Below are 13,077 nucleotides of genomic sequence, written 5' to 3' on the forward strand. Positions count from 1 at the left end.
GTGGAGGGCGGGTCGGCGATCTCGGCCGCGGACAGCGCGCGGGCGGCCAGGAGGGGAGCGGACGGCATGGGAGCCCTCCCATACAGTGACTCAGATCACTTCCTGCCGTTACCCTGCCGGACGAAAACCTTTTCGACAAGATGTCGGGAACGTAAACTTGCTCCCGCGCTCGGCACCACCGTCACCTTCCCCGGCGGCAGCCCACGCACTACGCTGGCCGGGGTGCGGGGGGTTGGCGAGCAGCCGCTGTTGCCCGGAGATGTCGCGAAAGGCTTTCGGTGGGCCGACGACGATCGCAGTCAGTGACGCTGAGCGACGTGGCGAACCGCGCCGGGGTCTCGGTGGCCACCGCGTCCAAGGCCCTGAACAGCCGCGCCGAGGTCGCCCCGGCCACCCGCGAACGGGTGCTACGTGCCGCCGCCGAGCTCTCCTTCCAGCCCAACGCGCTGGCCCGCGGTCTGATCTCCGGACGCACCCGCACGGTCGGGCTGCTCACCGACGAACTCGGTGGCCGGTTCGCCATACCCATCCTGCTCGGCGCCGAGAACGCCCTCGGCAACGGGCAGATGTCCGTGCTGCTCTGCGACGCTCGCGGCGACGCGATCCGCCGTCAGCACTACATCCGTACCCTGCTGGCCCGCCAGGTCGACGGGTTCATCGTGGTCGGCGACAGCAACGACCTGAGCCCGTCGTTGACCCAGGACATCCCGGTCCCGGTGGTCTACGCCTACGCCGAGTCGACCGACCCGCGCGATCTGTCGATCGTCGCCGACGACGAGGGCGGTGCCCGGCTCGCCGCCGAACACCTGGTGTCGCAGGGGCGGCGCCGGATCGGGCACATCACCGGGCCGGACACCTACCGCGCGGCCCGCGACCGGGCGGCCGGGCTGCGATCCGTGCTGGCCGAGGCGGGACTCACCCCGGCGGGCGACCCGCTCTACGGCGAGTGGTCGCAACGGTGGGGCCGGCATGCTGGACGCCTGCTGCTGGCCGCCCGGCCGGACGTCGACGCGATCTTCTGCGGCAACGACCAGGTCGCCGCGGGGGTCGCCGACAGCCTGCGCGACCTCGGCCGGCGGATCCCGGACGACGTGGCGATCGTCGGATACGACAACTGGGAGTTCTTCGCCGCCGACTGCCGACCCTCGCTGACCACCGTGGACCTCAACCTCGAACAGCTCGGCGCGACCGCGGTCAACCACCTCTTCGCCGCCCTGGACGGCAACGGCGGCGCCGGGCTGATCCGGCAACCCGGCCGCCTCGTGGTACGCGAGTCCACCGGGCCGGCCCCGCACCGCTGACCAGGTCAGTCGCGGGGCGTCGGGCTGGCCGGTGTCACCTCCTCCGCGGGACCGTCGCCGCCGGGCACCGGTGCCGTGCTGGATCGGATCACGAGCTCGGGCAGTAGCAGATCGCGCCGGAGAATCGGGGTGTCCCCGACCCGGTCGAGTTGCGACAGCAGCAGCCCCAGGCTGCTCCGACCGAGTTCGGCGAAGTCCTGTCGTACCGAGGTCAGCGGGGGCAGGTAGTGGCCGCCGTCCGGCGTACCGTCGAAGCCCACCACGCTGACCTCGTCGGGAACCCGCCGGCCGGCCTCGTGCAGCGCGCGTAGCACGCCGAGGGCGAGCTGGTCGCTGGCGCAGAAGACGGCCGTGACGCTCCGATCGCGGGCCAGCGCCTTGCCCTGCTCGTATCCCGCGTCGGCACTCCAGTCACCGGGCAGCACCGGAGGTGTCGGCGCACCGGCGGCCTGGAGGGCGTCCCGCCAGCCGTAGACCCGTTCGCCCGCCTCCGGCCAGTCGCTCGGACCGGCCACGTGATGCACGGTGGCGTGCCCCAGGTCGAGCAGGTGCCGGGTGGCCAGCCGCGCGCCGCCGGCATTGTCGATCTGCGCGCTCGGGATCGCGTCGCTGCAGCCCCCACCCACGGTCACGCAGGCCAGTCCGGCCGTCGCCTGGGCCAGCGCACTGGCCATGGACGTCTTGGGCGCGATGGCGATGAGCCCTTCGACCGACTGGCGACGCAGCCATTCGACCGCGTCGAGTACCGACCGGCGGTCCAGGTGCCGCACGCTGGCGACGCTGACGAAGTAGCCCGCGGCGCGGGCGGCGCCCTCGATCGCGTACAACATGGAGGTCGGCCCGTACAGCGGGCTCTCGTAGCCGACGATCCCGAGCGTGCCGGACCGCCGGGTGACCAGCGCGCGGGCCGCCGGATTCCGCTGGTAGTCGAGCGCCCGCATGGCGGCCAGCACCCGCTGCCGGGTGTCGGTGGCGACATAGGGGTGTCCGTTGATCACCCGGGAGACCGTCTGGGCGGACACCCCCGCCAGTTCGGCGACGTCCCGCATGATCGAACGGCCGGGTCGTCTGGCCAACACCTCGGCGCGGCCGCCGCGCGACGCGGCGGACCGGGCCGGCCGTGCTCCGCCTGCCGGTACGCGGCCGTTCTTCTCGATCACAACCTGCCCTCCTCGTTCAGGAGGGCCCCTCGGCGTCTGCGGACCGCCGCCGAGGGGCCGGTGGTACTCCGTCGGGCCTCGATCAACCCGAGTGGCCTGATCTCCGACAATGGACGCCGAAAACGCTTTCGGCAATGCCTCGGCGAAAATCAGGCCGACCGGGCCCGGGTGGCAGTGCGGGATCAGTAGCCGTAGCGGCTCTTGAGATGGCGCCACCAGTCGCGGAACATCCAGGCGTCGAACTCGGTGATCGAGCTGGCGCTGCCGGCGCGCATCAGGAAGCCGCCGACGCCGCTCGGTGTCCAGTCGTAGAAGTCGTCGAGGCCGAAGGTATGGCCGATCTCGTGGAGCAGGATGTGCATGTTGTCGGCGTTGAGGTTGGCCATGAAGTACTCGCGGCCCATCCGCTGGCCCCAGTCGCCACCGGCTCCGCCGCCGAACCCGTCGGTCAGCCACAGTGACTGGTCGTAGTGGCGGGCGGCGCCGCCGGGGCAGTTGGGGTACTGGCCGTTCTGGTTGAAGAACCGGCCGCAGGGCTCGGAGCACTGCGGGGCGTTCTCCCGGATGTTGTTGACGTAGATGTCGACGGAAGTGTCACTCCACTGAAGTTGGTTACGGTCCCGGACCGCCCAGCCGACCACCCGCACCGGCACGTCCCGGTACGGCCAGGCGTTGTGCCCGACCATCACGTCCATCCACTTCTTGTACTGCCGAGCCAGGGCGGCGTGGATCTGGTCGCGCTGGGTGGCGGTGACCGTGGCGCTGGAGTCCCAGCGAACGCAGAAGTTCAGGTAACCGCGGTTGGCCATCACCTGATCCCAACCGTAGTTGCGGAACCCGTACAGGCTGCCGTTGTTGTAGGTCTGCTCCACGTGCTGCCACACCTGGTTGAGCGGGGTCACCAGGTTGGCCGGCGGGTTCCAGCCGCTGGTCGGCGCGGGCGTGGTGGGCGCCGGGGTGGTCGGTGCGCCGGTGCACGTCACGCCGTTGAGGGCGAACGAGGTGGGCGCCGGATTGCTCCCGGTCCAGGAGCCGTTGAAGCCGAACGAGGTGCCGACGCCGGTGCCCAGCGCCCCGTTGTAGCTGACGTTGGTGGCGGTGACCCGATTGCCGTTCTGGGTCACGGTGGCGTTCCACGCCTGGGTGACGGTCTGCCCGGCCGAGTAGGTCCAGGTCAGCGCCCAGCCGTTGAGGGGGTCGCCGAGGTTGGTGACGGTGACGTCGGCACCGAAGCCGCCGGACCACTGGTTGGTGATCCGGTAGTCGACCCGGCAGCCCGGGGCGGCAGCCTGGGCACCGGTGACCGCGAGCGCCGCGCCGCCGGTGGTGGCCAGGGCGGCCAGCACCGCCACCACCACCCGCGCACCTGTTCTGGACAATGTCATGGGATGGTCCTCCGCGTCGGGCCTGGTGGTCGCCGGCATCGACCGCCAGGACGCCAATAGATTGTTGTCAATCGAAACTAAAAGGCGGCGGACGGCGGCGACAACTCGGTGCCCCCGGTGTTCGCACCACACGGTGTTAATCGTCCGGGCACCTTGCCGAAAAGGTTTTCGTCCACCAGGCTGGCGCACCACCCGTCGATCCCCGTCCGGGCCGCCGGCGGGTCGGGATTCCGCCGATCACCTGCGTGAGCCGGACCGGAACGGGTATGCCGTCCGGCGCTCCTGATGGTGATTGCGAGGGCTGACATGCGGGGAACAGTGGTGGGGACGGCCGCCGTTGCCGCGTTGGGGCTCGCGGCGCAGGCCTTGCCGGCGGCGACCGCCAGGGCGTCGATACGCCGTCGCCTCTGGCCCGACCTGTCCGGTCTGGGGTCACCCACCCGCATCGCGCTGACCTTCGACGACGGTCCCGACCGGCGTTCCACGCCGCTGTTCCTGCGGCTGCTGGAGCGGGCGCAGATACGGGCGACGTTCTTCCTGCTCGGCTGCATGCTCGACCGTGACCCGGGGCTCGGCCGGGAGCTGACCGCGGCAGGGCACGAGGTCGCGGTCCACGGCTGGACGCACCGGAACCTGCTCTGGCGATCTCCCGCCGGCACCTACAACGACATCGCGCGGGCACGGGACCGGATCGCCGCCGTGACCGGACACCCGCCGGTCTGGTACCGGCCGCCGTACGGGGTGCTGACGACGCCCGCGGTGCTGGCCTGCCGGCGGTTGGGCCTGACGCCCCGACTGTGGACGGCATGGGGGCGGGACTGGGAGGCCAGCCGGCCGCCGGAATCGATCTGGCGAACGATGGTCAAGGATCTCGCCGGCGGGGGGACCGTGCTGCTGCACGACTCCGACTGCGTCGCCACGCCCGGAGCCTGGCGGGGGACCCTGGCCACCCTGCCGTATCTCATCGAATGGGCCCGTGACCGGGACCTGACCATCGGCACCCTCGGCGCGCACCACCAGGTCTCCGACGCCGGCCCATAGCGACCGCGCCTCATGTCCGCGGCGCGGACGGCACCGCCGGTGCTGGCATGGCGGTGGCGAGGACGGGTAACCGCGATCGGTGAGCCAGTGGCAAGAGCGGACACCCTGGGCCGGTGCCGTCATGTCTGACGGGACCAGGATCCGATTGCCCATGGCCGGAGCTGCGCCCGCCGGAGACCATCAGGTGTCCGGCGACGCGTCCAACCGACCGGTCCGGGACCAGATCGTGGTCGTCTCCGCGGACATCGGCGCCGGACACGACGCCGCCGCCGCCGAGCTGGCGGACCGGCTGGCCGCCGACGGGATCACGGTGGAACACCTCAACTTCTTCGCGGCGCTTCCCCGGCCCATGCACGCCGTCGTCCGGGAAGGCTACCGGGCCATGCTCCGCTGGCTGCCCTGGAGCTACGACGCCCTGTTCACGATCACCGACCGCTCACCCCTGGCGGTCACCGCGATCCGCGCTGCGCTGCGGCTGGCCTCCCGGCGGATGCTGTTGCGGCTGCCACCCGGCACCAGTCTCGTCGTCACGACCTTTCCGTTCGCCAACCAGCTGCTCGGACCGCTGCGCCGCCGGGGACGGCTCAGCACTCCGGTCATCGCCTATGTGACCGATTTCGTGGTCCACCCGACGTGGGTGTCGCCCGGCGTCGACACCTACTGCGTGATACACGACGCGGCGCAGCAGCAGGCCACCGCGCACGGTGCCCGTGACGTACGGGTGGTGAGCCCGCTGGTGTCCACTCGGTTCACGCCGCTGCCCCCCGACCGCAAGCGCGAGGCACGCGCCCGCTTCGGGCTGCCCGATGACGACCGGCTGGCGCTGATCGTCGCCGGCTCCTGGGGGGTCGGCGACGTGGCCCGCACCGCCGCGGAGGTGCTCGCCACCGGCTGCGTGAAACCGGTCGTGGTGTGCGGACGCAACGAGACGCTGCGCGAGCGACTACAGGGCTTTCCCGGGTACGTGATGGGCTGGGTCGACGACATGCCAGCCCTGATGCGGGCGGTCGACGTGGTGGTGGAGAACGCCGGCGGCCTGACCTGCCAGCAGTCGTTGGCGTCGGGACTGCCGACCGTCACCTACCGGCCGATACCCGGCCACGGCAGGGCCAACGCCGAGGTGCTGGCCCACGCCGGACTGACCACCTACGTCACCACCACCCGACACCTGCGGCCGGTGCTCACCGCGCTGACCGCCCCCGAGACCACGGCGCACACCGCCATCGTCACGGCGACCGACATGGCGACGGTGGTGTCGGAAGCCGTCCGGCGGGCGGCCGGCCGACCTTCCGGCCATCGCCGATACCGCCCGTGAAGAAGCCGCCGCTGGTGCCCGACGCACCGGCGCAGCTGTCATGATCCTCGTCGCGCTCGCCGCGGCGCTCTGCTTCGCGCTCTCCTCGGCACTGCATCAGAAGGCCGCGAAGCAACAGCCCCAGCGGGCCGCGCTGGACCCGCGCCTGCTCCTTCGACTGGCCCGCAGCCGGTTGTGGTTGTCGGGCTGGATCCCCGATTCGGCCGGCGTTGCCCTCCAGGTCGTCGCGCTCCGGCTCGGACCGCTCGCGGTCGTCCAGCCCGTCATGGCCAGCGGGCTGTTCATGGCGGTGCTGATCGAGGCCGCCCTGATCCGGCGCCGGGTCGCCGGACGGGATCTGATCGCGGTCGCCGTGGGCGTGGTCGGCCTGACCGCGTTTCTCGTCCTGGCCGATGTCCGGGCCGGCGTACGCAGTCCTGCGCCCACGGCGTGGACGGGGGCCGCGGTCTGCGCGGCGCTGATCGTGGCGGCCTGCGTCCTGATCGCCCACCGGCTCGTCGACACCGCGCGCGGCGCGGTACTCGGGGTGGCCAGCGGGGTCGCCTACAGCCTCGCCGCGGCACTGGCCAAGGACGCCACCGACCGGTTTCACGGCAACCTACTGGAGACCGTGGTCAGCTGGCTGTTCCTGGCCCTGTTGGCGGCCGCGGCCGTCGGGCTGCTGCTGAACCAGTCCGCGTTCCAGCACGGCCGGCTGGCCGCACCGCTGACCGCGTTGACCCTCACCGACCCGATCGCCAGCATCGTCATCGGCATCACCGTCTTCCAGGAGACCCTGACGGTCACCCCCGGCCGCATCGTCGGACTCGTCCTGGCCAGCGCCACCGTCGCCGCCGGGGTCTGGCTCGCCGGCACTGCCTCCGAGCGAAACTGACCTCCGCCGGCGTGCCGCTCGGGCGGGTCAGCGATGGTGGTCGCTGGACTTGCGGACCAGCAGCTCGGGCTGGAACAGGACGTGCCGGTGCTGGTGGCCGTCCTCGTTGATCGACTCTTCGAGGAGAAGTTCCGCGGCGGTACGGCCCAACTGGGCGCGGGGCTGGCGTACGGAGCTGAGCGGCACGGCCGCCGCGGCGGCGAACTCGATGTCGTCGTAGCCGACGATCGCGATGTCCTCGGGCACCCGCAGCCCGTGCGCGATCGAACCCTGCAGAAGGCCGAGCGCCAGCAGGTCGTTGGCGCAGAAGACCGCGGTGGGCCGCTGGTCCGGGGGCAGCGCCGCGAGATCGTCGGCGGCCTGCCGGCCGGCATCGACCGACAGGCTGGACGTCTTGACGAGTTGCAGGTCCAGAGGCACGTCGCGCTCGGCGAGCGCGGTGGCGGCGCCGAGGTGCCGGTCGGCCACCTGGCGGATCGTGATCGGCCCACCGACGTACGCGATCCGTTCGTGCCCCCGCTCGGCGAGGTGCTCGGCGGCCAGCCGCCCGCCGGTGACGTCGTCGACGGCGACCGAGCAGCGACTCGGGTGTCCGGAGCCGCGGTCGACGAGCACCACCGGGATGCCGCGCTCGACGAACGCGTCGAGGCGGGGGTGCCGACCGTCGGAGACGGGGGTGACGAGCAGGCCCTGCACCCGCTGCTCCTCGAGCATGTCGAGATGGCGTTGCTCGCGGTGCGGGTCCTCGCCGCTGTTGCACACGATCAGCATTCCGCCGGCCTCCTCGACCACCGCCTCCGCGCCGCGCACGACGTCGGTGAAGAACGGGTTCGACACGTCGAGGACCAGGATCGCCACGGTACGGCTGCGCCCGGCGCGCAGTTGACGGGCGGAGTCGTTGCGGACGTAGCCCAGGGCGGTGATGGCGTCGAGCACCTTCTGCCGGGTGGTCGGTGAGACGAGGTCAGGCCGGTTGAGCACGTTACTGACGGTGCCGAGCGACACGCCCGCGTGCTTCGCCACTTGTTTGATGTTGGCGGCGGCCATCTCTCCCTCAAGCACGGTGGTGAGCGGTGTACCGGCGGTCTGCCGGCTGATCCGGTTCGCGTGGTGAAACGTACCAGCGCGCGCGCTCGGCGTGATATGTGCCGCGCGGATGTGGCCGAAGCCGGACAGGTCGCCAGGGGCTCAGGGCGGCACTGGATAACGAGTCGGTAACCAGCCGGAAACCCTTGACCGGTGCCAGGGCGCCGCCTAGAGTCGGGCCGCAAGTGAAACGTTTCATAGACGTGATTCTGATTACGCCCCGTTAACTACAACCCTGAGGGGGCCCACGTGCTTCCGGTCCTGGCGCTGGAGGGTGTGGACAAGTCGTTCGGTGCCGTCGCCGCGTTGCGTGACGCCCGGCTGGAACTGTACGCCGGCGAGGCGCACGCGCTGGTCGGCGAGAACGGCGCCGGCAAGTCCACCCTGGTGAAGATCCTGGCCGGCGTCCATGGGCCGGACACGGGGAGCGTGCTGCTCGACGGCCAGCCGGTCGCCTTCGGTAGTCCGGCCGACGCGCGCGCGGCGGGCATCGCCGTCATCTACCAGGAGCCGACTCTGTTCCCGGACCTGTCGGTCGCGGAGAACATCTTCATGGGCCGCCAGCCGCTCAAGGGGCTGCGCCGGATCGACGCCGCCGCCATGCGCGAGCGCACCAACGAGCTGTTCGCCCGACTCGGTGTCCGGATCGACCCGGACCGGCCGGCCCGTGGCCTGTCCATCGCCGATCAGCAGCTCGTCGAGATCGCCAAGGCGCTCTCCTTCGACGCCCGGGTGCTGGTGATGGACGAGCCGACCGCGGCGCTCTCCGGCGTCGAGGTCGATCGGCTCTTCGCCGTGGCGCGTTCCCTGCGGGACAACGGCGCGGCGATCCTGTTCATCTCGCACCGGTTCGACGAGGTGTTCTCGCTCTGTCAGCGGGTCACGGTGATGCGCGACGGCCGGTGGATCGCCACCGACGAGATCGGGAACCTGACCGTGGACGGCGTGGTACGCACCATGGTCGGCCGGGACATCTCCGCGCTCTTTCCCAAGATGGCCACCGAGCCGGGCGAGGTACGCCTCCAGGTCGACGGTCTCACCCGACACGGCTACTTCGACGACGTCTCGTTCACCGTGCGCGGCGGCGAGATCGTCGCGCTCGCCGGACTGGTCGGCGCGGGCCGCAGCGAGGTGGCCCGGGCGATCTTCGGCGTCGACCGGTACGACGCCGGGCAGGTGCGGGTCGACGGCCGGCCGCTGCGGCCGGGCGCCCCGCCGGCGGCGATCGACGCGGGTCTGGCGCTCGTGCCGGAGGACCGCCGCCAGCAGGGGCTGGTGATGGAGCTGTCGATCGAGCGCAACGCCACGCTGCCGCGCCGCTGGGCACTCAGCCGGCTCGGGCTGCTGTTCGGCGGCGGCGAGCGGCGCTCGGCGGCGGAGTGGGCCAAGCGGTTGCAGGTGAAGGCCGCCCGGAACACCGACCCGGTGTCCACCCTCTCCGGCGGCAACCAGCAGAAGGTCGTGCTGGCCAAGTGGCTGTCCACCGCGCCCCGGGTGCTCATGATCGACGAGCCGACCCGCGGCATCGACGTCGGCACGAAGTCCGAGGTGCACCGGCTGCTCTCCCAACTCGCGTCCGAGGGGGTGGCGGTGCTGATGGTGTCCAGTGAACTGCCGGAGGTGCTCGGCATGGCCGATCGGGTGCTCGTCATGCACGAGGGCCGGCTGGTCGCCGACATCCCCCGCGACCAGGCCGATGAGGAGAGCGTCATGTTCGCCGCGACCGGGCAACGGGGGGCCGCCGCATGACCACGGCAGACGTACGATCGCGGCCCGCCGCACCGAACGGGCCCGAGCCAAAGGCGGAGTCCGGGGCCCGCCTGGCGCACCGGCTGTTCGTCGTGCGCGAGCTGGGCATCCTGCTCGCGCTGGTGCTCCTGGTCGCGGTGACCTTCGGGGTGAACCAGCGGTTCCTCTCCGCGCAGAACATCAAGGACCTGCTGCTCAGCTCGACCATCCTGGCGATCCTCGCGGTCGGCCAGGCCATCGTGATCATCACCCGCAACGTCGACCTGTCGGTCGGCTCGATCCTCGGCCTGTCCGCGTTCGCCACCGGCGCGCTGTTCGTCGACAACCCCGGCACACCGATCCCGGTGGCGATCCTGATCGGCGTCGCGCTCGGGGCGCTCTGCGGCGCGGTCAACGGCGGCCTGATCGCCGCGGCGCGGGTACCGGCCCTGGTGGTCACCCTCGGCACGCTGTACGTGTTCCGCGGCATCGACTACACCTGGGCCACCGGGCGCCAGATCAACGCCGCCGACATGCCGCGCGAGTTCCTGCGGATGGGCAACGCCACCGTCCTCGGGGTTCCGGTGCTCGCGCTCTTCGCGGTCGCCGTGCTGGTGGCGGCCGGTTTCCTGCTGAAGAACTACCGCAGCGGTCGGGAACTGTACGCGATCGGCTCGGACCCGGACGCCGCCCGGTTGTCCGGCATCGCGGTGGGGCGCCGGGTCTTCTTCGCCTTCATGGCCAGCGGTGCGCTGGCCGGGCTCGCCGGCGTGCTGTACGCGGCCCGGTTCGGCACCCTCGACGCCAACGCCGGACTCGGTATCGAGCTCAACGTGGTCGCGGCCGTGGTGGTCGGCGGTGTCGCGATCTTCGGCGGCAGCGGTTCGGTGTACGGCGCCGCGCTCGGTGCCGTGCTGCTGACCACCATCGGCAGCGCCCTGCCGGTCCTCGGGGTCACTCCGTTCTGGCAGCGCGCCGCCGTCGGCGCGCTCATCCTGGCCGCCATCGGGCTCGACCGGGCGCTCGCCGTCCGCATGGCACGTCGTCTGCGAGGAGGCAAGACCCGTGGCAACTGACACCCTGGTCACCCCGGCGCGTACCGCGAAGGCGGGGCCGCCCGCCTGGCGTCGCCTGTTCGGTTCCTGGGATGCCGTGCTCATCCTCGCGCTGCTCGTCGTGGTGCTCGTCGCCAGCGCCACGATCGAGGGCGTCGGCAGCCCCCGCTTCTACCGGTTCGTGGCGCTGGAGGCGATTCCGATCGCCCTGATCGCGCTGCCGATGACGCTTGTCATCATCACCGGCGAGATCGACCTGTCGGTGGCGAGCACGGTCGGCCTCACCTGCTCGGTGCTCGGGCAGCTCTGGTACCTCGGTGTCACGTCGCTGCCGCTGCTGATCCTGCTGAGCCTGCTGCTCGGCGCCGTGCTCGGCGCGGTGAACGGTGTCTTCATCACCGTGTTCGGCCTGCCGTCACTGGCGGTCACCATCGGTACGCTGGCGCTCTACCGCGGCCTGGCGTACGTCGTCCTGGGCGACCGGGCGATCGCCGACTACCCGCCGACGTGGACCCAGAACGCCGTGGCACCCATCCCGGGCACGGTCATCCCGTGGTTCGTGCTGGTTCTGGCGGCTCTCGCCGTCGTGTTCGGCGTGCTGTTGTACGCCACCCCGATCGGCCGCTCGCTCTACGCGATCGGCAACAACGCCGAGGCGTCCAACTTCGCCGGCATCTCGGTGCTGCGTACCAAGTTCTGGCTGTTCGTCGCCACCGGCGCCATGGCGGCGCTGGCCGGCGTCTTCTGGACGTTCCGGTTCGCCAGTGCCCGGGCCGACAACGCGACCGGCCTGGAACTGGCGGTGGTGGCCGCCGTGCTGCTCGGCGGCGTGTCCATCTTCGGCGGCCGGGGCGGTCTCGTCGGCGTGATCGCCGCCGTGGCTCTGCTCGGCATCCTCCGCAACGCGCTGCAACTGGCCGACGTGCCGGCGAACGCGCTGACCATCGTCACCGGAACCCTGCTCATCCTCTCCGTTGTCGGACCGAACCTCGTGCGGATGGCGCGCGAGCGGCTACGTCGGCGCCGACCCGCCACCACCCTCGAAAGGAAACCTTCATGAGAATCAGACGTACCCGGGTCGCCGCGACCGCCGTACTCGCCGCCGTGGCCCTCACCCTGGGCGCCTGCGCCGAGGACACCGGCAGCGGCACCGACGCCGGATCCGGCAACGGCAACGCCTCCGGCACCATCAAGGAAGGTCTCAAGGTCACCTTCCTGCCCAAGCAGGTCAACAACCCGTACTTCGACACCTCGGACAACCAGGGCGGCAAGCCGGCGGTCGAGGAGTTCAAGGGCCAGTACGCGCAGACCGGCCCGTCCGAGGCCAGCCCGTCGGCCCAGGTGTCGTACATCAACACGCTGTCCCAGCAGGGCACCGACGTCATCATCATCGCGGCGAACGACCAGGACGCCGTCTGTGGCTCGCTGACCGAGGCCAAGGCCGCCGGGGCGAAGATCGTCACCTACGACTCGGACACCAAGCCGGAGTGCCGGGACGCGTTCGTCAACCAGGCCACCTCGGAGGGCATCGCCCAGGCGCAGATCAAGCTGATCTCGGACGCGGTCGGTTCCGAGGGCGGTGAGATCGCCATCCTGTCGGCCACGGCGAACGCGACGAACCAGAACGCCTGGATCGAGCTGATGAAGACCGAGCTGGCCAAGCCGGAGTACAGCAAGCTCAAGCTGGTGGCCACGGTCTACGGCGACGACCAGGACGAGAAGTCGTTCCAGGAGGCCCAGGGTCTGCTGTCGAAGTACCCCAACCTCAAGGGCATCATCTCGCCGACCACGGTCGGTATCGCCGCCGCGGCCCGCTACCTCTCCGGCTCGTCCTACCAGGGCAAGGTGCAGCTGACCGGCCTCGGCACCCCGAACCAGCTGCGCGAGTACGTCAAGGACGGCACCGTCAAGGCGTTCGCCCTGTGGAACCCGGCCGACCTCGGCTACCTGGCCGCGTACACCGGTGCGGCGCTGGCCTCCGGGATCATCACCGGCAAGGAGGGCGAGAAGTTCACCGCCGGCAAGCTCGGCGAGTTCACCCTCGGCGCGAACGGCGAGGTCCTGCTGGGCGACCCGTTCGAGTTCACCGCGTCGAACATCGACCAGTTCAACTTCTGATCCAGGGGTAGGTG

12 protein-coding genes are annotated in these 13,077 nt (G+C 71.1%); 9 read left to right on the plus strand and 3 right to left on the minus strand.

Features of this window, described 5'->3' with window-relative positions; translation table 11 throughout:
- Nucleotides 1-306: hypothetical protein (locus C1I95_RS36285; protein ID WP_233513459.1), on the plus strand; the 306-nt coding region annotated here is incomplete at its 5' end.
- Complete coding sequence (locus C1I95_RS10325; RefSeq protein ID WP_111213572.1) at nucleotides 279-1,301, plus strand: LacI family DNA-binding transcriptional regulator; 1,023 nt, start codon at nucleotides 279-281, stop codon at nucleotides 1,299-1,301. The genes C1I95_RS36285 and C1I95_RS10325, both read left to right, overlap by 28 nt.
- 5 nt (nucleotides 1,302-1,306) lie before the next feature.
- Here the strand turns inward: C1I95_RS10325 and C1I95_RS10330 are convergent, their stop codons facing one another.
- Together C1I95_RS10330 and C1I95_RS10335 are read right to left on the minus strand one after the other, a co-directional pair.
- A complete protein-coding gene (locus C1I95_RS10330) occupies nucleotides 1,307-2,350 on the minus strand; it encodes a LacI family DNA-binding transcriptional regulator (protein WP_111213599.1) in 1,044 nt (347 codons plus the stop codon).
- 293 nt (nucleotides 2,351-2,643) lie between these two features.
- Entirely contained in the window at nucleotides 2,644-3,846 is a 1,203-nt protein-coding gene (locus C1I95_RS10335; protein ID WP_111213600.1) for a cellulose-binding domain-containing protein, read from the minus strand.
- Between the two features lie 306 nt (nucleotides 3,847-4,152).
- On the opposite strand from C1I95_RS10335, the gene C1I95_RS10340 reads away from it, so the two are divergent.
- From C1I95_RS10340 to C1I95_RS10350, 3 genes are all read left to right on the plus strand, one after another.
- Nucleotides 4,153-4,887: a polysaccharide deacetylase family protein gene (locus C1I95_RS10340; protein WP_233513460.1), complete on the plus strand. Its 735-nt coding sequence runs from the start codon at nucleotides 4,153-4,155 to the stop codon at nucleotides 4,885-4,887.
- Between the two features lie 121 nt (nucleotides 4,888-5,008).
- On the plus strand, nucleotides 5,009-6,202 hold the full coding sequence (locus C1I95_RS10345) for an MGDG synthase family glycosyltransferase (RefSeq protein WP_438941301.1): 1,194 nt from the start codon (nucleotides 5,009-5,011) through the stop codon (nucleotides 6,200-6,202).
- A 40-nt stretch (nucleotides 6,203-6,242) separates the two neighbouring features.
- A complete protein-coding gene (locus tag C1I95_RS10350; protein ID WP_111213575.1) occupies nucleotides 6,243-7,076 on the plus strand; it encodes a DMT family transporter in 834 nt (277 codons plus the stop codon).
- Nucleotides 7,077-7,103: 27 nt separating this feature from the next.
- On the opposite strand, the gene C1I95_RS10355 is transcribed toward C1I95_RS10350, so the two are convergent.
- Nucleotides 7,104-8,099, minus strand: a complete 996-nt coding sequence (locus tag C1I95_RS10355; protein WP_233513461.1) for a LacI family DNA-binding transcriptional regulator — start codon at nucleotides 8,097-8,099, stop codon at nucleotides 7,104-7,106.
- 312 nt (nucleotides 8,100-8,411) lie between these two features.
- Between C1I95_RS10355 and C1I95_RS10360 the strand changes: the two genes are divergently transcribed.
- The 4 genes from C1I95_RS10360 to rhaS are packed head-to-tail and all read left to right on the plus strand — an operon-like array spanning nucleotide 8,412 to nucleotide 13,063.
- Complete coding sequence (locus C1I95_RS10360; RefSeq protein WP_111213577.1) at nucleotides 8,412-9,911, plus strand: sugar ABC transporter ATP-binding protein; 1,500 nt, start codon at nucleotides 8,412-8,414, stop codon at nucleotides 9,909-9,911.
- Nucleotides 9,908-10,966 (plus strand): ABC transporter permease, encoded by a 1,059-nt coding sequence (locus C1I95_RS10365; RefSeq protein WP_111213578.1) that lies wholly within the window; start codon nucleotides 9,908-9,910, stop codon nucleotides 10,964-10,966. The genes C1I95_RS10360 and C1I95_RS10365 overlap by 4 nt, the downstream gene beginning before the upstream one ends.
- Nucleotides 10,956-12,005, plus strand: a complete 1,050-nt coding sequence (locus C1I95_RS10370; protein WP_111213579.1) for an ABC transporter permease — start codon at nucleotides 10,956-10,958, stop codon at nucleotides 12,003-12,005. The genes C1I95_RS10365 and C1I95_RS10370 overlap by 11 nt, the downstream gene beginning before the upstream one ends.
- Nucleotides 12,002-13,063, plus strand: coding sequence for a rhamnose ABC transporter substrate-binding protein (rhaS, locus tag C1I95_RS10375; protein WP_111213580.1), 1,062 nt, complete (start codon nucleotides 12,002-12,004; stop codon nucleotides 13,061-13,063). Before C1I95_RS10370 ends, rhaS begins: the two co-directional genes overlap by 4 nt.
- Nucleotides 13,064-13,077 lie beyond the last annotated feature (14 nt).

This window comes from Micromonospora craterilacus, assembly GCF_003236315.1.
Classification (GTDB): domain Bacteria; phylum Actinomycetota; class Actinomycetes; order Mycobacteriales; family Micromonosporaceae; genus Micromonospora; species Micromonospora craterilacus.